At 61.4% G+C, this 22,925-nt stretch carries 27 protein-coding genes; 12 read left to right on the top strand and 15 right to left on the bottom strand.

Going from position 1 to position 22,925, the window contains the following annotated elements:
* The first annotated feature begins 144 nt into the window (after positions 1–144).
* The gene (locus tag FJ977_RS19200; protein WP_246683186.1) at positions 145–558 is read left to right on the top strand and encodes a hypothetical protein; all 414 of its coding nucleotides are present in this window, start codon (positions 145–147) and stop codon (positions 556–558) included.
* Between the two features lie 72 nt (positions 559–630).
* Positions 631–1,563 carry a universal stress protein gene (locus tag FJ977_RS36310; protein WP_246683191.1) on the top strand — a complete coding sequence of 311 codons (933 nt, stop codon included), beginning with the start codon at positions 631–633 and terminating at the stop codon, positions 1,561–1,563.
* On the opposite strand, the gene FJ977_RS19210 is transcribed toward FJ977_RS36310, so the two are convergent.
* On the bottom strand, positions 1,488–1,814 hold the full coding sequence (locus FJ977_RS19210; protein WP_140773780.1) for a conjugal transfer protein TraD: 327 nt from the start codon (positions 1,812–1,814) through the stop codon (positions 1,488–1,490). The genes FJ977_RS36310 and FJ977_RS19210 overlap by 76 nt on opposite strands.
* 172 nt (positions 1,815–1,986) lie before the next feature.
* Between FJ977_RS19210 and traA the strand changes: the two genes are divergently transcribed.
* A complete protein-coding gene (gene traA / locus FJ977_RS19215; protein WP_140773781.1) occupies positions 1,987–5,034 on the top strand; it encodes a Ti-type conjugative transfer relaxase TraA in 3,048 nt (1,015 codons plus the stop codon).
* A gap of 129 nt (positions 5,035–5,163) precedes the next feature.
* Positions 5,164–5,361: an AlpA family phage regulatory protein gene (locus FJ977_RS19220; RefSeq protein WP_140773782.1), complete on the top strand. Its 198-nt coding sequence runs from the start codon at positions 5,164–5,166 to the stop codon at positions 5,359–5,361.
* Between the two features lie 76 nt (positions 5,362–5,437).
* Here the strand turns inward: FJ977_RS19220 and FJ977_RS19225 are convergent, their stop codons facing one another.
* Positions 5,438–5,653 (bottom strand): helix-turn-helix transcriptional regulator, encoded by a 216-nt coding sequence (locus FJ977_RS19225; RefSeq protein WP_210243845.1) that lies wholly within the window; start codon positions 5,651–5,653, stop codon positions 5,438–5,440.
* A gap of 162 nt (positions 5,654–5,815) precedes the next feature.
* Between FJ977_RS19225 and FJ977_RS19230 the strand changes: the two genes are divergently transcribed.
* Both FJ977_RS19230 and FJ977_RS19235 read left to right on the top strand, forming a co-directional pair.
* A complete protein-coding gene (locus FJ977_RS19230; RefSeq protein WP_246683192.1) occupies positions 5,816–6,421 on the top strand; it encodes a hypothetical protein in 606 nt (201 codons plus the stop codon).
* Between the two features lie 305 nt (positions 6,422–6,726).
* Complete coding sequence (locus FJ977_RS19235) at positions 6,727–7,455, top strand: hypothetical protein (RefSeq protein WP_140773783.1); 729 nt, start codon at positions 6,727–6,729, stop codon at positions 7,453–7,455.
* 97 nt (positions 7,456–7,552) lie between these two features.
* Here FJ977_RS19235 and FJ977_RS19240 read toward each other — a convergent pair whose 3' ends face one another.
* A complete protein-coding gene (locus FJ977_RS19240; protein WP_140773784.1) occupies positions 7,553–8,614 on the bottom strand; it encodes a site-specific integrase in 1,062 nt (353 codons plus the stop codon).
* Between the two features lie 115 nt (positions 8,615–8,729).
* Between FJ977_RS19240 and dusA the strand changes: the two genes are divergently transcribed.
* Positions 8,730–9,728, top strand: a complete 999-nt coding sequence (gene dusA / locus FJ977_RS19245) for a tRNA dihydrouridine(20/20a) synthase DusA (protein ID WP_140773785.1) — start codon at positions 8,730–8,732, stop codon at positions 9,726–9,728.
* A 103-nt stretch (positions 9,729–9,831) separates the two neighbouring features.
* Here dusA and FJ977_RS19250 read toward each other — a convergent pair whose 3' ends face one another.
* A complete protein-coding gene (locus FJ977_RS19250; protein ID WP_140773786.1) occupies positions 9,832–10,539 on the bottom strand; it encodes a TIGR02281 family clan AA aspartic protease in 708 nt (235 codons plus the stop codon).
* A 10-nt stretch (positions 10,540–10,549) separates the two neighbouring features.
* Positions 10,550–10,780, bottom strand: coding sequence for a DUF1289 domain-containing protein (locus tag FJ977_RS19255; RefSeq protein WP_010909481.1), 231 nt, complete (start codon positions 10,778–10,780; stop codon positions 10,550–10,552).
* A gap of 197 nt (positions 10,781–10,977) precedes the next feature.
* On the opposite strand from FJ977_RS19255, the gene FJ977_RS19260 reads away from it, so the two are divergent.
* On the top strand, positions 10,978–11,976 hold the full coding sequence (locus FJ977_RS19260; protein ID WP_140773787.1) for a nicotinate-nucleotide--dimethylbenzimidazole phosphoribosyltransferase: 999 nt from the start codon (positions 10,978–10,980) through the stop codon (positions 11,974–11,976).
* A gap of 34 nt (positions 11,977–12,010) precedes the next feature.
* Here the strand turns inward: FJ977_RS19260 and FJ977_RS19265 are convergent, their stop codons facing one another.
* Entirely contained in the window at positions 12,011–13,531 is a 1,521-nt protein-coding gene (locus tag FJ977_RS19265; RefSeq protein ID WP_140773788.1) for a HAMP domain-containing sensor histidine kinase, read from the bottom strand.
* Between the two features lie 76 nt (positions 13,532–13,607).
* On the opposite strand from FJ977_RS19265, the gene FJ977_RS19270 reads away from it, so the two are divergent.
* The 4 genes from FJ977_RS19270 (at position 13,608) to FJ977_RS19285 (ending at position 16,083) form a co-directional block, all read left to right on the top strand.
* Entirely contained in the window at positions 13,608–14,228 is a 621-nt protein-coding gene (locus FJ977_RS19270) for a thermonuclease family protein (RefSeq protein ID WP_140773789.1), read from the top strand.
* Between the two features lie 30 nt (positions 14,229–14,258).
* The gene (locus tag FJ977_RS19275) at positions 14,259–14,870 is read left to right on the top strand and encodes a glutathione S-transferase (protein ID WP_140773790.1); all 612 of its coding nucleotides are present in this window, start codon (positions 14,259–14,261) and stop codon (positions 14,868–14,870) included.
* Positions 14,810–15,484, top strand: coding sequence for a uracil-DNA glycosylase family protein (locus tag FJ977_RS19280; protein WP_140773791.1), 675 nt, complete (start codon positions 14,810–14,812; stop codon positions 15,482–15,484). The genes FJ977_RS19275 and FJ977_RS19280 overlap by 61 nt, the downstream gene beginning before the upstream one ends.
* A gap of 107 nt (positions 15,485–15,591) precedes the next feature.
* Entirely contained in the window at positions 15,592–16,083 is a 492-nt protein-coding gene (locus FJ977_RS19285; protein ID WP_006205209.1) for an Lrp/AsnC family transcriptional regulator, read from the top strand.
* A 112-nt stretch (positions 16,084–16,195) separates the two neighbouring features.
* Here FJ977_RS19285 and FJ977_RS19290 read toward each other — a convergent pair whose 3' ends face one another.
* From FJ977_RS19290 to mobA, 9 genes are all read right to left on the bottom strand, one after another.
* Positions 16,196–16,762 (bottom strand): DUF3299 domain-containing protein, encoded by a 567-nt coding sequence (locus FJ977_RS19290; RefSeq protein ID WP_140773792.1) that lies wholly within the window; start codon positions 16,760–16,762, stop codon positions 16,196–16,198.
* Between the two features lie 44 nt (positions 16,763–16,806).
* Positions 16,807–17,385, bottom strand: coding sequence for a GNAT family N-acetyltransferase (locus FJ977_RS19295; RefSeq protein ID WP_140773793.1), 579 nt, complete (start codon positions 17,383–17,385; stop codon positions 16,807–16,809).
* Positions 17,345–18,049 carry a DNA alkylation repair protein gene (locus FJ977_RS19300; protein ID WP_140773794.1) on the bottom strand — a complete coding sequence of 235 codons (705 nt, stop codon included), beginning with the start codon at positions 18,047–18,049 and terminating at the stop codon, positions 17,345–17,347. The genes FJ977_RS19295 and FJ977_RS19300 overlap by 41 nt, the downstream gene beginning before the upstream one ends.
* Before the next feature lie 8 nt (positions 18,050–18,057).
* The gene (locus tag FJ977_RS19305; RefSeq protein WP_140773795.1) at positions 18,058–18,927 is read right to left on the bottom strand and encodes an NAD(P)-dependent oxidoreductase; all 870 of its coding nucleotides are present in this window, start codon (positions 18,925–18,927) and stop codon (positions 18,058–18,060) included.
* Between the two features lie 216 nt (positions 18,928–19,143).
* Positions 19,144–20,049 (bottom strand): ABC transporter permease, encoded by a 906-nt coding sequence (locus FJ977_RS19310; RefSeq protein WP_140773796.1) that lies wholly within the window; start codon positions 20,047–20,049, stop codon positions 19,144–19,146.
* Positions 20,046–20,765, bottom strand: coding sequence for an ABC transporter permease (locus FJ977_RS19315; RefSeq protein ID WP_140773797.1), 720 nt, complete (start codon positions 20,763–20,765; stop codon positions 20,046–20,048). Before FJ977_RS19315 ends, FJ977_RS19310 begins: the two co-directional genes overlap by 4 nt.
* A gap of 80 nt (positions 20,766–20,845) precedes the next feature.
* Positions 20,846–21,631, bottom strand: coding sequence for an ABC transporter substrate-binding protein (locus FJ977_RS19320; RefSeq protein WP_140773798.1), 786 nt, complete (start codon positions 21,629–21,631; stop codon positions 20,846–20,848).
* A gap of 158 nt (positions 21,632–21,789) precedes the next feature.
* Positions 21,790–22,293 (bottom strand): molybdopterin-guanine dinucleotide biosynthesis protein B, encoded by a 504-nt coding sequence (mobB, locus tag FJ977_RS19325; RefSeq protein WP_140773799.1) that lies wholly within the window; start codon positions 22,291–22,293, stop codon positions 21,790–21,792.
* The gene (mobA, locus tag FJ977_RS19330) at positions 22,290–22,916 is read right to left on the bottom strand and encodes a molybdenum cofactor guanylyltransferase MobA (RefSeq protein ID WP_140773800.1); all 627 of its coding nucleotides are present in this window, start codon (positions 22,914–22,916) and stop codon (positions 22,290–22,292) included. Before mobA ends, mobB begins: the two co-directional genes overlap by 4 nt.
* Positions 22,917–22,925: the final 9 nt, after the last annotated feature.

Genomic DNA, 22,925 nt, shown 5'->3' on the forward strand with positions numbered 1-22,925 from the left:
GTAATGGACCTCGACTTTGGGGATGGCGAAACCTCACGAAGCCGGGAGGTCTAGTTACGTGCACCCCCAAACGCAGTTGGGTAATTGCACAAAACTGTGCTACGGACCGCTTGCCTCCCCATCCGGAAGGTCCGAGACCGTGCAATGCGCCGCCAGGTGAGTGCGTCGCAGAACACGATCCTATTTCCTGCGCTCATCAATCGCTTCCCATGCCACCCGTCCAAGGCGTGCCCTGAAAGCGAAGAAGGTATTCACATGGACGAAGCCAAAGCCAATGCGCGAGAGCATTTTTTCGCGGCGATACGCACCCTTGCAGCGTCGTCTGACAGCATCCAGACCCGCCTGATCAACGCCACAGAGAGCATCCTGCAGGTCACCATCAACGAGTTCGAAGGGGACCGGGAACTCAAGATCAGGTTCGCCCGGATCCTCGATCTTTTGGCCGTCGATCAGGACGACCTGGAACGGACGGCGGTGGAAACAGCCGCGCATATGACGGATTTCGAAGCCGTCAAGGTTGCGGATCTGATCTGCGACTTTTTCATCGACCTTCATTGACCTCCGGCTAGTCAGGCCAGTGTTCCAACTTCGAAGCCGTTTCCTGCTCTTCCGAGATTCTTGCGAGTCACAATGACAACCACCGCTGAACATCTCAAGCCACTCCTTTGGGAACCCAAGAACCTCATCCGGGCTGTCGAGGCCGCAGGGGTGACCCTCTGGTCGTGGAATGTCGACACCGATGCGCTGGCGATGGATGACCGGGCCTATGACCTGTGGGGCATTCCGCGCACCAAAGACGTCAAGTTTGAAGACCTGTCCGCGCACATCCATCCGGCCGACCGCGATCGGGTGCGTGCCGCCTTCAACGCCACCCGGTCGATCGTCGGCCCCTACGAGATTGATTTCAGGATCATGATCGGCGACGAGCTCAAGTGGATCTCCGCCCGGGGCCAGGGCGACGACGAAGGCATGGTCCAGCGGCTGATGTTCGGCATTTTCATTGATGTGACCGGCCGCAAGCAGGCCGAGGAGGGCCGTGAGCTTCTCGCCGGCGAAATGAGCCACCGCGTCAAGAACCTGCTCACCATAGCGTCCGGCCTTACGGCGATCACGTCCGACGCGCGAGCGTTTCTTGAACGTGCCTCGATGGTCACCGTTGTGACCGTGACCGACGAAAAGCCACTTCCCGGGCAGGGCATCGGCGAACGCCTTGCGCTGGGCCTGAGGACGCGCGGTCTGGTGGCCAAGGCTGTCTCCATCCAGGCAGGGGACAGTTCAATCGGAACAGCGCTTCAGGAACATGCCCTGAAGATCGGCGGCAACCTGCTTGTCATGGGCGGATACGGCCACTCCCGCGTCAGGGACTTCGTGCTTGGCGGCGCCACCGAAGACATTCTCGCGGATTTGCGCCTGCCTGTCCTCCTGTCGCACCGAGTTCGATCAGATGTCGTGTACGCTTGCGACGCTCGACCTGCCAGGCGCGCATGTCATTGCGAGCCTGTGCCGCTTGCCGGCGATTGTGGGCTGCCCGGTTGCGCTGGAGCGCCGCGTGGGTTGCGCTGAGATGCCGGAGCAGTTCGCCGGGACCGGCTCTCGAAAAACATCACTCCACGCTTGGCCCATGCCTCACGCTTTGAGGTGTCTTTCGTCTCGGCAATTGCGACCAGTGCGCCGGCCAGTTCGTCGCTGCTGAGCTGATCGGCACCGGTGGCGATCACCAGCTCGCCAAGTTGCTGGACCTTTCGCGTTTTTAACCCGCGCGCCTTTTCTTCCAGCGCCTTCAGTTCGGTGTTGAAATCGCGTGGTTTACGCATGGCTGTCTCCATTGATTGTCGATGTGGCGATGATAGGGGAGCGTCCGCCAGAAGGCTTCGGGGTTGCCGAGACAGCCCGGGACGGGCTGGTCCATCCCGAGAATTTTTCGAGGGAGGGCGCGCTTATACGTCGTGCCGACGTACGCTTTGACATGCAAATGATCTGGTCGCGATGGCGATCTATCATCTTCATGTCAAAGTCATTGGCCGCAAGGCAGGCTCAAGCGCTGTCGCGTCAGCCGCGTACCGTTCGGCTTCGCGGTTGCGCGATGAGCGGATCGAACGCACGCATGATTTCTCCGCCAAGCGCGGTGTCGTCCATTCCGAGGTGATGCTGCCTGCGAATGCACCGGAGGTCTGGCGCGACCGCGAACGGCTGTGGAACGATGTCGAGGCTTCCGAGGTCCGCAAGGATGCCCAGCTCGCCCGCGAGGTCGAGTTCGCCCTGCCGCGAGAACTCAGCCAGGTGCAAGGCATCGAACTGGCGCGCGACTTTGTTCGGGACGAGTTTGTCAGCAAGGGCATGGTCGCCGATCTCAATGTGCATTGGGACAGGGCGGAGGATGGCAGTCTAAAACCGCATGCTCATGTCATGCTCACCATGCGGTCCGTGGACGAGAATGGTTTTGGGTCAAAGGTTCGAGACTGGAATTCTACCCGGATGGTCGAGCGTTGGCGCGAGCGATGGGCGGAGCTTGCCAATGAACGCCTTGCCGAACTCGACATCGACGCCCGCATCGATCATCGCAGTCTGGAAGCGCAGGGCATTGCCCTGGAGCCGCAAACGCAGATTGGTGCACCGGCTCAACGCATCGAGAGCAGTGGCATTGCTGCTGTCGATAGTGAAGCAGATCGCGCCGAACTGCATCGCGAGATTGCGCGCAACAATGGTGCGCGCATCATTGCCGATCCATCCGTGGCGCTCGATGCCATCACCCATCAGCAATCGACCTTCACCCGAAAGGACATCGCGAAATTTGCGCATCGGCACAGCGATGGAATGGAGCAGTTCGGCGATGTTGTGCAAGCCATCAGCAACGCGCCCGATCTGGTCGAACTCGGCAAGGACGGACGCGGCGAAGACCGGTTCACCACCAAGCAGATGATCGAGACCGAACAGCGCCTTCACCGCGCTGCCGAACACATGGCCGGGGACGAGCGACACGCGGTGAGTGACGTACATCGCGAGGCAGCTCTGGCGCGGGCTGCGCAACGCGGGCTTGTCCTGTCAGGCGAGCAGAGCGATGCGCTTGCACATATCACCGACTGTCGCGGTCTTGGTGTCATTGTCGGGTTTGCCGGAACGGGAAAGAGCGCCATGCTGGGCGTTGCGCGCCAGGCATGGGCAGCGGCAGGCTACGAGGTTCGAGGCGCGGCACTCTCCGGCATTGCCGCCGAGAATCTGGAAGGCGGATCAGGCATCTCGTCACGCACCATCGCCAGTATGGAGCATGGCTGGGGACAGGGCCGTGACCTGCTCACCACGCGCGATGTCCTGGTGATCGATGAGGCCGGCATGGTCGGCACGCGCCAGTTGGAGCGCGTGCTCTCCCATGCGGCGGACGTTGGCGCAAAGGTCGTGTTGGTTGGTGATCCGCAGCAGTTACAGGCAATCGAAGCCGGCGCTGCATTCCGCTCTATCCACGAGCGTCATGGCGGCGTCGAAATCGGCCAGGTGCGTCGGCAGCGCGAGGGCTGGCAGCGCGATGCCACACGCGATCTGGCAACCGGCAGGATCGGTGCCGTAATCAGCGCCTACGACGCGCAAGGAATGGTGCATCAGGCTGCAACGCGCGACGAAGCGCGAGGTGAACTCGTCGAGCGCTGGGATCGCGACAGGCAGACGCATCCAGAGGCAAGCCGTATCATTCTCACCCACACAAACGACGAGGTGCGCGCCCTGAACCAGGCAGCGCGCGAGCGGCTGCGCGCTGCTGGAGCACTCGGCGACGATGTTCACGTGGATGTGGAACGAGGTGCAAGGGCCTTCGCCAGCGGTGACCGGGTCATGTTCCTGCGCAACGAGCGCGGGCTTGGCGTCAAGAACGGCACGCTGGGCATCGTGGAGGAAGTCAGCACACAGAGCATGACAGTTCGCGTCGACGATGCGAGGTCGGTGCGGTTCGATCTGAAAGACTACGCACACATCGACCACGGCTATGCCGCGACCATTCACAAGGCGCAGGGCATGACCGTCGACCGGACCTATGTGCTCGCCACGCCTGGCATGGATGCGCATGGCAGCTACGTCGCACTGTCGCGGCATCGAGACAGGATGGACCTGCATTACGGAGGTGACGACTTCAGTACGCGGGACCGGCTGGACCGAACGCTGTCACGGGACCGCGCGAAAGACATGGCGTCGGATTACGAGCAGATCGACCCGGCGCAGAGCTATGCCGAGCGGCGCGGCATCACGTTCCGACAGCGCGTGGTCGAAATCGTGCGTCGGATTGTTCCGGAGAAGCTGCGCGACAGGATCGGCGGACTGCTGGACGGGTTGCGCTCGCCCGGAGACGGCGAGCTGAGCCAGGACAGTGGGCGAAGACCGGGAAGGGAAGATGTTGGGGTGCGGATCGGAGATCCAGGCCCGACGCCGGAAAGAGATCCTTCTGCCAGGGGAGCGCAGCGCGACACGAATGTGCCCGAGAACCTCGAAGCAGAAATGCGCCGAGCCCGCACCCAGGCGCTTGTGCGTCACGCGCGTGCTATCGATGCGATCCTCAGTACTGGAAACTCGGACGGACAGGGCAGTCTCGAGCAGATGCGCGAGTTGAGGGATGCCCGTAGCGCTTTCGAGAAGGTGCGGCCTCATGGCTGGCGCGATGCCGAAGCGGCCTACGTCAAGAATCCCGAGCTTGTCCGCGAGGCGGGCGCCGGCCGCGTCAGCCGCATCGTGATTGCTCTCCAGCTTGAGACGGAAATCCGCACCGGAATGGACATCGATCCCGGCCGCCGCGCCGACCGGTTCGTGGATCGTTGGCAGAAGCTCCACCGGGCAAGCCAGGACCAATATCAGGCCGGCGACATGTCGAGTTATAAGTCAACGCGCACGGCCATGTCCGATATGGCCAAGAGCCTTGAACGCGATCCACAACTGGAATCCCTGCTCACCAACCGCAAGCGCGATCTCGGCATTCACAGCGAGTCCGGCCGGCGCCTGGGTCTGGAGCTCGCGTTCAGCCACGGCATCGGCGTGGGAAGGGGCCTTGGACTTTGACCTTTCTCCGTTTTGCCGTCGGCTACACGCCATAGATAGGCGAGGTGACAACTTCGATTGCGTCGATCATCGGTTCGCGCTGTCTGTCCCAGCAGGTACCGGCAACAACCAGTGAGAAGCAGGCGAGCTATGTCCGAGCCGGATCGCATCATACGCCTGAGAACCGTCCTTGACCGGACCGGCCTGTCCCGCTCAACCATGTATCGCAAGATCGTCGAAGGCACGTTCCCAGCTCAGATCAAGATCAGCGTCAACGGGGCGGGCTGGCGAGAATCCGATATCAATCGGTGGGTGGAGGATCCAGTTGCATGGCGAGCAGAGCGTTAGCTCTGATTGCGAGACAAACGAACGCCAGGGCCACCGCCATTCTCTGGGATAAACTCTATTCCCGCCGCTTCGTCGGTCAGGGCCGCCGCAATCTGACGCCCGGATGATTGCCGTTAGTGAATTCCACACCCTCTGCCTCAAGAACAACGCGGATTTTGTCCTGGGTTTCAGCAGAGACTGCAGCGACGCGCGCACTGTCGCTCTCACAGCGTTTTACAGTAGGAATTGAAACGCCGGCCCGCTTGGAAAGCTCCGATTGTGATAGGCCAATCAAAGCTCGGGCCGCCCGCATTTGTGCTGCTGTCACCAATTTCTGTTGATCCCTTTAGATCATTGCGCTATGATCCAAAGGTATCAGTGGATACCCTTGGCCGGTTGTCGAGGGTGCGGCTAGACGCAGTGTTGACGCACCGTGCCTAGCCTGACCACGCCAAAGCTGTCTGGAGCTCGGATCATGGCTGATTCCGACAATACCACGACTTTGCCTTTCGTCATCGACCGGCAAGGCGATAAGCCGGACGGTCACGAACGGCAAACAATAGACCCGGCTTTAGGTCTCTGGAGCGGGTGGCGACAAGCTCGATATGCCTCATTGCTGTTGTGTCGGGTTCAGCAACGTTTAGAGGCACGAATGATGGCCAATACCGGAATTCCGGTATTGACCCCAGGCGAATCCTTGTCTTGGCGGATGTCGGTGGCCGCGCCGGATGCGAGCGCCGAATATGCGGCGGCTCGCGAGGCAGAGGTGTTTGCCATGACCGAAGCACTCAAATTTCAGGATGCAATCCCCAGCGTTGCTGCTCTGTCGCTCGCTGGGATCATCGCAAAGCTGGAGATGATTGTTGGCGCCGATCGGGACATCGGCGATCCGACGGATTTCCCATGGCCGCACATTGCGTCCGTATTGCACGACCTGAAGGCATTTGCGGGCGATCTGGCAGCCTACCGACCGGACCGCACCATCACCCGTGCTGACGTGGCGCGACACTGGGACGAAGCCATCAAGCTCGTGACGGCGCTTTCGTCCGAGGAATCCGAACAGCATGCGCCTGTTTTGTGAACTTCTCGTGGGCGTCATATACGTGGGGCTCCGGCTTGGCGGCATCTCTCCCGTGGAAGAATGGCAGGTTGGAAAGTTCGGCAACGCCGGCATGCTCCTTACTCGGTCCACCAGCCATTTCAGATGCTTATATTGAGTTGCATCGCACCAATCTTGCTGATGTAACTCTGATGTAACCAAGGCTTCATACTGGGTTAGCCATCTCGGCTGGCAGGCTGCGCGACGAAGCTCGCTTTGAGCCGCATTGCGAACGATCTCATCCAATCCTAAATAACTGACCCAAGGGCAGCGGGAGGATTCAGCCAATGGCAGATGAGATTATTTCTGGCCGCGAGTTTGCGACCCTTCCTTTCGAGCCGGATGCGAAATTCGCCGCACTTGAGGAAATTTGCCGTCGCAACATGAATGCCATGATAACGGGGGAAAGTCCCGAGCACTATGATCGGGGGATCAGAACTCAGTACATGGCTGTCATAGCGGCTGCTGCGGAAGAGCTGGGGTTTGTGGGCTTTGCCTACCCGTCTGACATGCAAAACCCCATGGAAGAGTTTGATGATTTCCTGTTAAAGGCGACCGCCACGACAACACGGATTCGTCTCCGCAGCACGGTCGGAGCCCCGGAAACTTCAGTTCGCTTGGCGAGCAAAACACGGGGACGCATCGAGCAGCAGCTTAATAAGCTGCGCCAGATTATCTCGGCCGGGGATCTACCTGAAGACCGTCGGAAACGACTCCTCCGCAAGTTGGACGAACTATCGGTGGAACTCTCTCAGCCGCGCGTTAGTTTTGCGAAGGTCTTGGCAGTCATTGCTGCTGTCAGCGTTGGCGTCGGTGGGGCCACCGGTTTCCTAGCTGAGGCGCCGCAGGCCATTGCCACTATCACAAGCTTAATCGGCGCCGACAAAGAGGCAGAAGACGCTGAGACCACGAGGCTTGGACCTCCGCCATCACCCAAGGCTCTCCCTGCGCCAGCCAGGCAGATCGCGCCTCCGGCGGTCAAGCACAGAGAGCTTGATGACGAGATCCCGTTTTGAATCGTTATTTCAAAGCATCGCGATTGTAGCCGCGGCTATCCATCGGAGGCGTTCAACGTCGCCGGAGATTGCGGACTGATACCGCCACTCGCGTCAACTATGCAGCCCTCGCTGCTTGGATAGTGTGGAGCATTTCCGGCTTGAGGTGCGTATAGCGCCGCAACATCTTCCAATCCTTATGTCCTGTAACCAGCGCTACCTGTTCGATTGTGAACCCAGCTTCGAATAGCCGGCTCGTCCCTTCGTGACGCAAGTCATGAAAATGAAGATCGTGGATTCTTAGGTCAGTACATCCTCGACGGAACGCAGTTCCAACTGACCGATGGTTGAACGGGAAAATTCGATCGTCGTCATTGCTACGCTTTGTCAGCCGCTCTTCAACAATGGCCCACGCATCATACCCAGTGGCTGCAAACAGCGGTATGCGCTGGTTGTTACCGTTCTTGTTTCGAGGGTCCTTCCTGTCGCGGACAAGGAGCATCCGCGTGCGAGATTCCAAATCGGACCAACGCGCCTTGCAGATCTCTTCCTGGCGCATCGCGGTTGCGATAGCGAACCTAATGATCTGGCTAATCGGTGCAATCTGGCGAGCGTTTGCCTCGAAGTGAGCGATGAGCTTGTCGAGTTCATCCTGTGTCGGTCGTCTATCTCGCTGTAGGCCTTTGCCAACGAGACCGAGCCTCGTTAGGGCGACACGCGCGAAATCAACCGGTTCGACCTTGACGGGCAGGCCGTGGACCGCAGCGGCGTGAGTAAGAACAAGTTTTATAAAGCCGATGTCGATACCGAGGGTCATCGGTCCGGCACCTTGGGCGGCGCGGTCACGACCAAAACGAATGAGCCGTTCGCGATCGAGCACTGCTAGGTTGCACTTCCCCAAATGCCGTTGGAGCATATCGAGGGCCGCGGCCTTGGAGCGGCGAGGGGACTTGCCTACATCGCACATGTCGTCGATATGAAGGTCTATCAGTTCGCCGAAGGTTTTGAGGCGCGCTATGCGGGACTTGGTCGGCGTCTCACCTCGATCGACCTGGCGCTCGGTTTCGGTGGCCCAACGCCGGGCGTCGTCTCGGCGCAGGAAGGTCTCGCTGACGTAGCGACCCTTGCGACGGACTTGGACACGCCAGGAACCGGACGAGAGCTTTGTGTAGGTGGCCATTTTTTCGTGTGCGCTCCGTGTGCACTGAGAGATCGAAACGTGGCGAAAAGGGTCGTATTCTGGCGTAAATTCGTGTGCACTCGTCAGGTTCTAACGATTTGATGTTAAAGAAAAAATGCTGAAAAATCAAGATCATAGAGTGGCCGTGGCCCCGATGATGGACTGGACGGACCGACATTGCCGGTTCTTCCATCGCCAGCTGACGAACCGTGCGCTGCTTTACACCGAAATGGTGGTGGCAGACGCGGTCCTCCACGGCGCGCGCGATCGATTGCTTGGCTTCGATGCGGTGGAACATCCGGTCGCCTTGCAGCTCGGCGGTTCCGATCCCGCGAAACTTGCCGAGGCGGCGCGCATTGGCGAGGCTTTCGGCTATGATGAAATCAATCTCAATGTCGGCTGCCCATCCGACCGCGTCCAGTCGGGGACGTTCGGTGCCTGCCTGATGCAAGTGCCCAACCTTGTCGCCGAGTGCGTCGCGGCGATGAAAGCTGCGGTGACGATCCCCGTCACCGTCAAATGCCGCATCGGCGTTGACGAACAGGATCCCGAGCCGGCGCTCGATACGCTGGCCGACGGGGTCTTCGATGCCGGCGCCGACGCGTTGTGGGTGCATGCGCGCAAGGCATGGCTGGAAGGGCTGAGCCCCAAGGAAAACCGAGACATTCCGCCGCTTGACTATGACAGGGTCTATCGGCTGAAGGCTGGAAAACCGGGCAAATTCATAGGCATCAATGGTGGTGTTCAGTCACTTGAAGAGGCGCGGGCGCATCTCGATCGGGTTAACGGCGCCATGCTTGGACGCGCCGCCTACCATACACCAGGCATTCTGGCCGGTCTCGACGCCGGCTTCTATGGCGCAAAGCCCGAGGCGTTCGACTTCGCAGCGCTTATCGACGCGATGGCGGGTTATGCAGCGCGCCACATCGAACAGGGCGGGCGGCTCGGCCATGTCACCCGCCATATGGTCGGGCTGTTCCATGGGCTGCCCGGCGCGCGCCGTTACCGCCAGATCCTGTCGACCGACGCGAACCGGCCCGGTGCCGGGCCTGATGTGCTGAAGACGGCGTTTGCGGCCGTCGACTTTGGCGCAGGGACCGCCGAAGCGGCCTGAGCTGGAGCAATTCCAGGACAGTGTAAAACGGTTTTCCGTCCGTGAATTGCGTCGAAGCAAAGAGTGGGAGCAGCTCACCGTTTCCATGAAACGGTGAACTGCTTTAGTCCCTGAGGATCATGCGGTCGCCGCGCACGTCGAAGCCTGACAGCGAACCGATGAAGTTCATGCCGAGCAGGCTCTGGCTCAGCATGCCAGGGGCCGCGACCATCACCGACATGTCCTTGCGCACGATACCGCCGATCGCCACCGCGTCGGTTTTGACCGCCGCGGCGCGCGCCATGCCGTTGGCTGTCGACACCGGTATCGTGTAGTTGAGCGCGGCAGGGTTGAAGCCGGCGGCTTGCGCGTCCTCCGACGTCAGCACCGTGCTGGTAGCGCCGGTATCGACCACGGCCCGCACCGGGTTGCCGTTGACCAGGATGCGCGCCTCGAAATGGCCGTTGTCGGCCTTGTCGAGGGTCACGGTGGCGTGGCCGTCTTCGACGCCAAGCGCCAGCGGGCTGCCGGGAACGAGGCCCGCCGTCACCCGGCTGGCGACGTCCTGCAGTTCGTAGCGATACTGGTAGCCGGTGATCAGGGCGAGCACGATTGCCGCCCAGGCGCCAAGGTTGCGGGCCATCGCGCCCAGCGGGCGGCCTGACCGCAGCAGGCCGGCACCGATCAGGGCGCCGAAGGCGCCAAGCCAGATCAGCCGGCCGAAATCGTAATTTTCCACGCCCAGCGTGCTGCCGGCGGAATCGTTGAGCATGAGCAGGACCGCGCCCACGCCGATCACCGCCATCATTATCCAGAACAGCCGGCTGCTCATCCGTGCCTCGCTAGAGTGCGTCGCGTTCGCGCGCCATGCGGGTGCGGCGCGTTTCCCGGCGCGGCCGGCGCTCGACCGTTTCCAGCCGGGCCGGCAGTTCGGCCATCACATTGCGGCGCGTTTCGGGCGTCATCCCCATCCAGGCGCCGATTTCCTCGCGCGTGCGGCCGCAACCGAAGCAGAAGCCGGTTTTCATGTCGATCGAACAGACGAGGATGCAGGGCGATTCGATGGCCGTCATGACTTTCTCACGAGCGACCCGTTTGGAATCCGCTCTTCCATCTCCACATGGTGCAACGGCAAAGCCAATGCAAGCCCTCGCAATCGCGCCGTCCCGGGCCATCTTTGCGGCAATCAAGGCGGATGTTTGGGGGAGGTTGTGCTGATCACGCAACGCGGCTATGCCGCTCACCAAACCCAGGAATGATTGCTCACGACATGACCAGCGCGTTACCTTTCGACGATTTTCGCAACCTGCTCGACAATTTGCCGGCTGCCGATCTCAAGGCGGAAGCGCGCGTGCATGCGCTGTTCGCCAAGGCGGACAAGCCAGCGCATTCGCTCGGCCGCATCGAGGAGATCGCCGCGTGGCTTGCGGCCTGGAGCGGCAGGGCTCCGCCCGCCGTGACAAGGCCGCTGATGGCGGTCTTCGCCGGCAATCATGGCGTGGTCAGACATGGCATTTCGCCACGCCCGGTGGCAGCAACAGCCAATGCGGTCGAGCTTTGCGCCGCCGGTGGCGCGGCGATCAACCAGATCTGCATCGCCAACGATCTCGGGCTGAAAGTGTTCGATCTTGCGCTGCACATCCCGACCGGCGACATCACCGATGATGCCGCGCTTGACGAGCGCGGTTGCGCGGCGACCATGGCCTTCGGCATGGAAGCGATCGCCGGCGGCACCGACCTGCTTTGCCTCGGGGATCTCGGTGTCGGCAATTCCACCGTCGCTGCCGCGCTGTTTGCGGCACTGTTCGGGGGCAGGGGTGCCGATTGGGTCGGTCCGGGATCCGGCGCGGATGCGGCCACGCAGGCGCGCAAGGCGGAGGTGGTCGATGCGGCACTGGCGTTTCACGGCGACCATCTAGAGGACCCGCTGGAGGTGTTGCGCCGGGTCGGCGGCCGCGAGTTCGCGGCGATAGCCGGCGCCATCCTCGCCGCGCGGATGCAGAAGATTCCCGTGCTGCTTGACGGCTTTGCGGCAACGGCCGCAGCGGCGGTGCTTTATGCCGCGAACCCCGCAGCGCTAGACCATTGTCTTCTCGCCAGCCTGTCGCCGGAGCCCGCGCACGCAAGAGCCGCCGAGCTCCTCGGTTTGCGCCCGCTGCTCGACCTCGGCATAAGCCATGGCGAGGGGGCGGGGGCGGCGCTTGGCGCAGGCCTCGTCAAGGCCGCGGCGCTGACCAGTTCGGGCATGGCGGCGGCTGTTCGGGGTTAGCCACGAGGCATACGCGGCGTTGACGAGGTAGCGCCTATCGCCGCCGTGCCGCTACTGCCGCGGTCGGCAATGCCGGCAGCTCTTCCATCACTCGGCTCAGCGGGAAGATGGCAATCGCCTCGGTGCCTTCGCGCAGCTTGGAATGGAGCTCGAATTCGCCGCCATGCATGGCAAGCAGCCCTTGCACGATCGGCAGGCCAAGCCCGGTGCCTTGCTCGGCGCTCTTGATGGCGATCGAGCCCTGGCCGAAGGCTGAAAGCACGATCGGAATCTCGTCCTCGGGAATGCCCGGGCCATTGTCCTTGATCGAAATGTATTGCCCGCCGCCCGCCGTCCAGCCGACGCGGACGCGGATTTCGCCGCCGGTGGCGGTGAATTTTATGGCGTTGGACAAAAGGTTGAGCGCGATCTGGCGCACGGCGCGCTCGTCGGCGAACAGACGCGGCAATGTCTGTTCGAAATCCTGGATGACGCGGATGTCCTTGTTGCGCGCCCTCAACTCCATCATATGGCAGCAATCCTCGACGATGTTCAGCAACATCACCGGCTCCTCGTTGAGCTGGTAGCGGCCGGCCTCGATGCGCGACAGGTCGAGGATCTCATTGATCAAGTCGAGCAGATGCTGGCCGGAGTCGTGCACGTCATGGGCGTAGTCGCGATAGGTGGGGTTGCTCATCGGCCCCAGCACTTCGTTCGCCATCACCTCGGAAAAGCCGAGAATGGCGTTGAGCGGCGTGCGCAATTCATGGCTCATCGAAGCGAGGAAGCGCGACTTCGCCAGATTGGCATCCTCAGCCCGCCGCCGCGCCTCGTCCGACATCGATTTCGCCGTCTCGAGTTCGGCGATCAGCGCGTCCTTTTCGGAGCGGAACGACAACAGCATCAGGGAGGAGCGGTTGAGTTGACGGGCGACATAGGCGAAGAAAGGCAGCGACACGACAAGCAGCCCTGCCATGATCGCCTCGACCGGCATCCACAATCTGGTGCCGACATAGGCATAGAGCGCGACGGGCACGGCAAAGGTCACCAGCAGTGCTCCGCTGAGCGACGAGGCCATGAGAGCCGTCCCGGCCATGGCAAGCAGCATCACCACCGCCTTGACCACCTGGAACTGGTCGACCTCGCAGGCGGCGCAGCCGAGCAGGACGAACCAGGCCCAACCGAGGCCGCAAAGGAAGTGGCCGACCAGGAATTCCCTTCGCGTTTGCAAGGGGTTGAGCTCGGAAGCTTCCGTGCGCTCAATGCGCCGGGCCATGAAGGCGACGATGGTATAGCAAGTGAGCGTGAACAGCGCCCAGAGCCCGATCTCGTTGCCGACGCCGGCCAGCCGGCCAGCCGCGGCGATCGCCAGGACCAGCAGCGGGATGGCCACGGCGCCGCTTGTCATGGCGCGGGCGTGGAGATTCAGCAGTTCACGGTCGAAATCGGGATTGCCCGCCTGCTGCGAAAGACGGTCGCGCGTCTTGCGCACCGCGCGCGCCACATCGCTGTTGCGATGAGGTTTCCTGCGGTCCACAATGAACTTGTCCGCTGTGTTCGAGCGTTGCAAGGGCATCAAAAACTTCAATTTATGCGTGCAGCGGTTCCAAGGTGTTAAGCTACGTTCGAATGATTAACCAACCGTTTGCCATATGAGCCGTTCCTGGTCGCCAAGATCGCGCCGGTACGCGGCGCCGCGCCCGAGAAGCCTGTGGCGCAAGCTCATGGACTACGGGCTGACTATCGTCATTCTGGGGCTGCTGATCCTGCTGGCGGCACGCCTCGACCGGTTCGAGACGCGCAAGACGCAAGGCGCGGCCGTCATCAATGACGGCGATTCGATCACGCTCGGCACCGAGCGCATCCGCATGCGCGGCATCGACGCGCCTGAATACACCCAGACCTGCCGCAGGAACGGCGCCGATTATGCCTGCGGCACGCTTGCGCGCCAGTCGCTGGTGCGCCTGATCGCCGGCAGGCCGGTCACTTGCAGCGGCTGGCAACGGGATCGTTATGGCCGGCTGCTTGGCAACTGCAAGGCGGGTGACACGGATCTCAACCGCGCCCAGGTCGAGGCTGGCTGGGCCGTTGCCTATGGCGATTTCGAAAGCGAGGAAGCGACCGCTCGCGCGGCAAAGGTCGGCATCTGGGCAGGCACGTTCGACCGGCCGCAGGACTGGCGCGACAGCCATCGCGGCGAAGTCGTGGAGCGAAGACACGGCGCGCTGGCATCGATCGGGGATGCCGTCCGGGAGATTTTTCGCCTCTGGTGAAACGCATCTGCGGAAGGGAAGGAGGATCGAATGAAGCTCTTCGACGGCGGCCGGGCGCCCAACCCGCGGCGGGTACGCGTTTTCCTTGCCGAGAAAGGGATCGCGGTTCCAATCGTGTCCGTCGACATGGGCGCGCTGGAGCACAAGAGCCAAACAGTGAGTTCGCGCAACCCTTTACAACGCCTGCCGGTGCTGGAACTTGACGATGGCACCATCATCACGGAATCCGTCGCCATCTGCCGCTACTTCGAGGAGTTGCAGCCCGAACCGGCCCTGTTCGGACGCGGCGCGCTCGGCAAGGCGCAGGTCGAGATGTGGCAGAGGCGGATGGAGCTCAATCTGCTGAGCAGCGTCGCGCAGGCCTTTCGCCATATCCATCCGGCCATGAAGGAATGGGAAATCCCGCAGGTCCCGGAATGGGGCGAGGCCAACAAGCCGAAGGCGGTCGAGTTCCTGAAGATTCTCGACCGCGAGCTGGCGAGCCGTGAGTTCGCCGCCGGTGACAGCTATTCGATTGCCGATATTACCGGCCTGATCGCGATCGACTTCATGAAGCCGGCCCGCATCAAGGTGCCGGAGGAATGCACCAATGTGTTGCGCTGGCATCAGGCGATCTCCAGCCGGACGAGTGCCGCCGCTTGAGTGTGGAACTGGACAGCTTTGCCGCGACGGTCCGGGCCTGCCGCATCTGCGTCGAGAACCCCGTCGGCAAGCCGCTGCCGCATGAGCCAAGACCGGTTCTGCGGCCGTCGTCCAGCGCGCGCATCCTGATCGCCAGCCAGGCGCCGGGAACCAAGGTGCACCTGTCAGGCATGCCGTTCACCGATGCCTCCGGCGACCGCCTGCGCAACTGGCTTGGTGTGACCAGCGACGAATTCTACGACATAGAGAAATTCGCCATCGTGCCGATGGGCTTCTGCTTTCCCGGTCAGGATGCCAAGGGCAGCGACTTGCCGCCAAGGCGCGAATGCGCACCGGCATGGCGCGCGCCCTTGATGGCCCTGATGCCGGCGATCGACCTGGTGCTGACGATCGGCATCTATGCGCAGTCCTGGCACATGGGCGCCGCGCGCCGACCCTCGCTGACGGAAACGGTGATGGACTGGCGTGCCATCTGGGAGAATTCGGTCGGCACGAAAGTGCTGCCTCTGCCGCATCCGTCCTGGCGCAACACCGGCTGGCTAAAGCAGAATCCATGGTTTGAAATGGATTTGCTGCCTTTCCTTCGGTCGGAAATCCGCTATCGCATTGGCTAGGCATTCAGCAAGAAATCACTCGCTTTAGTGGCGATTGGCAGAATTTCTTTCTTGTGAAAGCCTCGAATAAGAGGGAATATAGATAAACTATTCCCCAGGAGCCTCTCATGGACCGCCTTGACCGAAAAATTCTACGCCTCCTGCAGGAGGACGCGACGCTCGCGGTCGCCGATGTCGCCAAGAAAGTCGGCCTGTCGACCACGCCCTGCTGGCGCCGCATCCAGAAGCTCGAGGAGGAAGGCGTCATCAAGCGGCGCGTCGCCATTCTCGACCATGAGAAGGTCAATGTACGGGTCACTGTCTTCGTCTCGATCCGCACCAATTCACACAGCCATGAGTGGCTGCGGCGGTTTTCCGAGGTCATCCAGGAATTTCCCGAGGTGGTCGAGTTCTACCGCATGAGCGGCGACGTCGATTACCTGCTGCGCGTCGTGGTGCCCGACATCGCCGCCTATGACGCCTTCTACAAGCGGCTGATCGCCAAGATCGAGATCCGTGACGTGTCGTCGTCCTTCGCCATGGAGCAGATCAAGTACACCACAGAGATCCCGCTCGACTACATGGTGTTGGACAAGGAATCGGGTGCCAACGCTGCCTGAGCGCCAAGCCGTTAGAGCATTTCACCGTTTCGCGGAAACGGCGAAATGCTCTAACTCTTTGTTTTGACGCAATTCCTGTGGGAAAACCGTTCACACTTTTCCTGGAATTGCTCTAGTTCTTCTTTTTGTTGAGGAAACTCCAGGGCGAATTCACCGGCAGGACGATGGTGTCCGGCACGGTGTCGACGCCGACAACCTCCGCCTTGCGCACGGTATAGCCGGACTGGATGACACTGACGCCATCCAGAATGAACAGCTGGCTCTTTTCCATGTCCGGCCTCAGGGCGCCGGTGACGGCGACCGACTGGTAGGCTTGCGACATCTTGTAGGGATGGGCTGGCGTGACCAGCACGATCTGGTTGGGTGGCGGCGTCGGCATGTGGCTGCACGCGCCCGTCCATGGCACCAGCAGGAACTGATAGACGAGGTCACCGTCGCGATCGACCGGCAATGCATAGCCGGCTAATTGTATAGTCTCGTCCTGCAGGCCAAGCGACAGCGTCTCGCCATGATCGGGCAATTTTGCCGCGATCATCGGCAGGCCGGCGTCTTCGGCAACCGCCTGGCTCGCCGGGCGCAGATCCTTCCAGAAGATGTGCGTGGTCTCGGCCGAGGCACCGGCGGCGCAGAGAGACAGCGCGGCCGCGAGCGCCAGCACTGATTTGAAATGGATGCTCATGCCGCTTCCTTTGCGGGCGAGTAAAGACGCCGTGCCCAATGACGTCAATGCTCGAGCCGCATCACATGTCGGCGAGAACCGGCCATGCCGTCCTCGCGGAAGCCACGCGATGCAAACATGTCGCGAAAACCCATGAAACGGTAACTCGGCGACGCCTCGGACACCGGATAGGCCTCGATGATACGCGCGCCCTTGGCGAAGGCATGATCAATGGCGGCATCGAGCAACGCCGAAGCAAGGCCGCCGCCGCGCAAAGCCCTCGGCACATAGAAGCAGACGATCGACCATACGCCGCTCTCGCCGTCATCCTGCTGCTTTGAAAGCTTGCGATAGGTCTCGCGTGGCGCGACCGAGCACCAGCCGATGGTCTTGCCGTCGAGCTCGGCGGCTATGCCGACCGGGGTGCTGGCATCGATGAGCGCCATCATCCGCCGCTTCTTCTCGTCGCTCTGGGCGTGCTCGCGGCCGGACTGCCGCCAGGCCATGCACCAGCAATATTTTGGCGCCCCCGGCTGCTCGAACAAAGTCTCGAAGCCGCCACGGGTCGCCCGCGTCACCTCGGTGAAGCGGATGTTGGCGAGGTCAAACGTTTCTGGCGGCGATCCGCGCGAGCGTTTTGGCATCGGTCAGTTCCTTCACGGCATTCCTGCCGTTCCAGCGTGCCGTCTTGTCGGGCGATCTCGCGAGCCGTTCAGCGACAGCAAGGGCCGCGCCGTGCATATTCATCGATCGCTTGCCGATCGAACGAAGCGCCCAGTTCACGGCTTTCTTCACGAAATTACGGTCGTCCGAGGCATGCGCCTCGATGATCGACAAGAAGGTGAGAAAGGTCGCCTCCGGCTCTTTCTTCCGGTGGACGACAGACCAAGCCATCATGGCAAAGGCCGTGCGTCGAACAAATTCCCGTTCATCGGCCGCGAACTCGCCGATCAGATCCTTCCAGGCGTCCGTGTCGACGAAGAGATCGGAGACGCCGTCGACGATATCCCAGGAATCGAAACTCGACGCCCATTGCCTTGCGTTCGCGGCGGAAAACCGGTTCGGGTCGGCCGTGACGGAAGCGATGAACTGCGCCTCCATAATGCCTGACTCCCACAGCTCAAAAGCGCGCTCATGGTTGCGTTTGATCTTCCGAGCGATCTGCCGCTGGACGCCATGTGGGATTCCAAGCGCGCGTTCGATCCTGATACCGTAGCGCAGCATGCCAAGACGATTTTCCTCCGAGCCGATCAAGCGCAGATGCGCGACGATTTCGTCGGCACTGGATTGGGGCGAAAGCTCGGCCATCGCAAATCCTACTTCTCCAGCCGCGCCAGCAGCGAGGACGTGTCCCAGCGCTTGCCGCCCATGGCCTGCACGTCCTTGTAGAACTGGTCGATAAGCGCGGTCACCGGCAGCCTGGCGCCGTTGCGATCAGCCTCCTCCAGGCAGATGCCGAGATCCTTGCGCATCCAGTCGACGGCAAAACCGAAATCATATTTTCCCGCATTCATGGTCTTGTGCCGGTTTTCCATCTGCCAGGATCCGGCCGCGCCCTTGGAAATCACCTCGATCACCTTCTCGATGTCGAGCCCGGCCTTCTTGCCGAAATGGATGCCTTCCGACAGGCCCTGCACCAGCCCAGCGATGCAGATCTGGTTGATCATCTTGGTCAGCTGGCCGGCGCCCGCCGATCCCATCAGCCCGACCATGCGGGCATAGGCGTCGATAACCGGCCTGGCCCTGTCGAAGGCGGCCTGGTCGCCGCCGACCATGACGGTCAGCACGCCATTCTCGGCGCCAGCCTGGCCACCGGAGACCGGCGCGTCGAGAAACGAGAAGCCGCCGGCTTGCGCGGCCTCCGCCAATTCGCGCGCGACCTCGGCCGAGGCCGTGGTGTTATCGATGAAGACCGAACCTTTCTTCATCGATTTGAAGGCACCATCCGGGCCTGTCGTCACCGAGCGCAGATCGTCGTCATTGCCGACGCAGGAAAAGACAAAGTCCTTGTCCTTGGCTGCCTCCGCCGGCGTCACCGCAAGGCTGCCGCCATGCTGGCCAACCCATTGCTCGGCCTTGGCCTTGGTGCGGTTGTAGACAGTGACGTCGTGGCCCCCCTTGTTCCTGAGGTGCCCGGCCATCGGATAACCCATTACGCCAAGACCGAGAAATGCCACGGATGCCATAAGCTTGCCCTTCAGACTGAAAATGGAATTTGCTGCGAAAGCTCTAGAGCAATTCCTGAAAAAATGTGAAGCGGTTTTCCCACAGGAATTGCGTCAAAACAAAGAGATAGAGCGGTTCGCCGTTTCCGCGAAACGATGAACCGTTCTAGACTCTGCGTTCAATTCGTCAAGACGCGCGGAAAACCATCGACTGGTGCAGCCGAAGCCGAGAACGGGTCAGCGTTTCAGGTGAATGGTGATGCGGCGCTCGATCCATTCGATGGCATGACGCAAGATCTCGACCATCACCAGATAGACGATGGCGACCCAGATATAGGCTTGAATGTCGAAGCTGTTGGCGAAGGCGAGCTTTGCATTGCCCATCAGATCATAAACCGTGATGATGGCGACGATGGCGGATGCCTTGACCATCAGGATCAGTTCATTGCCATAGGGTCGCAGGGCGACAATCAACGCCTGCGGCAAGACGATCTTGCGCAGCGTCTGCAGTTTGTGCAGGCCGAGCGACGATGCCCCTTCCCATTGCCCTCTTGGCACGCTTTCGATGGCACCGCGCAGGATTTCGGCCTGGTAGGCGGCTGTGTTGAGCGCAAAGGCGAAGACGCCGCAGTTGAAGGCGTCCTTGAAGAAATCCCAGAGCGTGAACCATCCCATCGTAAATCCGACCGGGATGCTTACGTGAGGCAGAACTTGGACCCAGTCGCTGACGACCGGTAGGTATAAGCCAACCGCACTGAGCTCCGGTCTGAACGAGCCCACCCCGTAATAGACCAGAAATGTCTGAACCAGCAGCGGCGTGCCCCGGAAGAAATAGACGTAACAATAGGCAAGACCGGACAGGATCCGGTTCCTGGACATGCGCCCATAGGCGACAGGCACCGACAGGACGGCGCCAAGCACCATTGAAATGGCGACCAGCGACAGGGTGACGCCAAGCCCTCTGAGATAGGCCGGCGCATATTTGGCGAAGAAGGCTGCGTTCCAGGCAAAGAACAAGTAGCTGACGATGCCGAGGCCAAAGGCGATCCACAGGCAAACAAGCGCGTAGCCGACGATGCGCCGTCGCGGCCAGCCGCGAGCACGCGGTGGTGGCCGTTCGACCATGGTAGCTGTCGCGCTCATCGTTGAGCCTCGCGTTTGCCGAGCGAGCGCAAAATGGCGTTGGTGGCGAAGGATGACACGACGGCCAGGCCAAGAAAGACCAGTGCCGCCACGCCGTAAAACAGGAACGAATGCTTAGTGACGCGAGCGGCCACGCCGGCGTTGCGCAATGTCTCTGCTAGACCGACGACCGACACCAGTGAGGTGTCCTTCAACAGGCTGAGCCAGCAATTCTCGAGACCAGGAAACGCTATGCGCAGCAGCTGCGGCAAGATCACAAGGCGCATTGTCTGCCCGTAGGAAAGACCAATGGCATAACCACCCTCATACTGACCTTTCGGTATGGCACGGAAGGCCGACAGGAAAACCTCGCTGGCGTAGGACGAGAAGATCAGGGCAAGCACGATCATGCCGGCGACGAAGCTGTTGACGTCGATGGTCGCTTCGGGGCGGAAATACCGGATGATGTGCTGCAGCAGGATCGGCACGCCGAAGAAGAACAGGAAGAGCGTGACCAGTTCCGGCAGGCCACGAAAGACCGTGGTGTAGATGTTGGCGGCCAGGCGCAGCGAAGGCTCTTCGGATTGCTTGCCGAGCGCAATGAAAAAGCCGATCGTCAAACCAATGGGGAGCGTCGCCAGCGCCAGCAGAACCGTTACTACGACGCCATAGGCAATATCGTCACTCCAGCCATCGGGTCCCCAACTGAGAAGTGTCCATATGCTTTGGGCTGGCATTGACGGGTCTTATCTCCACGGCATTCCCAAGACGAATAGAAAGACGGCGGGGAATTTCCCCGCCGTCTTGATCCAGTCTATCAGGACTCGGCGCCGTAGACGTCGAACTTGAAGTACTTGTCGTTGATTTCCTTGTATTTTCCGCTGGCTCGGATGGCGTCGATGGCCTCATTGAGCTTGTTGACCAGGTCGGTCTCGCCCTTGCGCACGGCAATGCCGGCGCCCGGTCCGAAGATCTCGACCGGTTGCGGCGAGGGCTGGCCGAGAATCTTGCAGCAGGCACCATCGGGCGAGTCCAGCCACTGCTGCAGCACGACGATATCGTCCTCGATCGCGTCGAGACGGCCATTGGCAAGATCCGCCTGCTCCTCGGGGCTGCTCGGATAACCCTTCACGGTGCTGTCGGTGTAGGTCTTCGAGGCATAGTTGAAATGCGTGGTCGTGGTGGCGACACCGATGGTCTTGCCGGCGAGATCTTCCTTGGTCACGCCCTTCAGCGTTGAGTCTTTCGGCACTGCCAGAGCCGAAGGCGTGTTGTAGTATTTGTGGGTGAAGTCGACCTTCTCCTTGCGCTCGGGGGTGATCGACATCGAGGCGACGATTGCGTCGAACTTGCCGGCCTGAAGCGCGGGGATGATGCCGTCCCAATCCTGGGCGACGAAGGTGCACTTGACCTTCATCTGGTCGCACAGCGCCTGGGCGATATCGATGTCGAAGCCGACGAGCTTGCCGTCGGAGGTGAGATTGTTGAACGGGGGATAGGCGCCTTCGGTGCCGATCCGCAGGGTCTTTTCCTGGGCCTGGGCTACGCCGAGCGTCAGCAGCGCGGCCGATGCGGCGAGCGCGATACGCAGTGCAATACGCATGATAGTCCTCTCTTTATGGTCCCGGCCGTCGTTCCGAAACGGCTCTGTGGGGCGGTGCTTTTGACCGCCCGCTGAAGCGATACTCCCACTCTTTCAAAGAAAAAAGCAACTGCAAAACCACCAAAATCGGTAACGGGGTTCTGCCGTTACGTTAGATCTCAAGCAACGAGGCCGGTGGTGCGCTCGATGAAGTCGACTATCGATTTTACGTCGTTGAGGTCGAATACCGGCAGGCTCTTGTCCGTGACGGCGAAATCCGCGGCGACGGCGACAATATTGGGATCGTCAGCCGAAAGCGGCGCCCGGTCCTTTGCCTCCAGCCGCCTCGTTTCGATCTTGCGGTGGGACTCGCGCTTGTAGCCTTCGATCAGCACGATGTCGCATGGGGCGAGGCGCGAAAGGATCCCTTCCAGCGGTGGCTCGTCCTCGCCGCGCAATTCGTGCATCAGCGCCCAACGGTTGCCGGAAACGATCGCGACCTCGGTGGCGCCGGCCTGCCGATGGCGGAAGCTGTCGGCGCCAGGCTTGTCGATGTCGAAGTCATGATGGGCATGTTTGACCGTCGAGACCTTCCAGCCGCGCCGCACAAGCTCGGCGACCAGCTTTTCGGTCAGTGTGGTCTTGCCGGAGTTTTTCCAGCCGGTGATGCCGAAGATGTTCATGATGTCATGCTCTGCAACAGGCGTCTGGCCTCGGCAAGATCGTCCGGCACGTTGATGTTGAAGAAAGGATCGAGCCCTGTGGATTGCTGGATCGGGAATTCCACCTCGACATGACCGTGACGCTCGATGAAGGCCAGTACCCGCCGGCTATCCTCATCGACGAGGAAATGCCGCAAGGCGTCGCGACAATCGGTTGGCCACAGCGCGAAGGTCGGGTGGAGCCGTCCGGCCGAGGAGGCGACAGCGATCGAACCGGGGCTTCGGCCGGCCGCCGCCGCCAGGCGGTCGACGAGATCAAGCGGCAGGAAGGGCGTGTCGCCGGCAGCGGTGACGACAGCCTTGCAAGGTGTGCTGGCAACGGCCCATTCGAGGCCGGTCAGAATTCCGGCAAGCGGCCCGGCAAAGCCTTCGACGGTGTCGGCAAGCACGGCCAGTCCGAAACGGGAAAAGCGAGCCGGATCGCCATTGGCACCGAGCGCCAGGGTTTCAATCTGTGGGCCAAGGCGCGACAGGACCAGGTCAAGCACGCAGCCGGCGCCAAGCGGCAACAGGCTCTTGTCGCCGCCTCCCATTCGCCGTGACTGGCCGCCGGCCAGAATGATCCCCGCGACATCCCGTTTCATGCCGCCCAG

The sequence above is a fragment of the Mesorhizobium sp. B2-1-3A genome (assembly GCF_006442655.1).
In the GTDB taxonomy this organism is placed as follows: Bacteria; Pseudomonadota; Alphaproteobacteria; order Rhizobiales; family Rhizobiaceae; genus Mesorhizobium.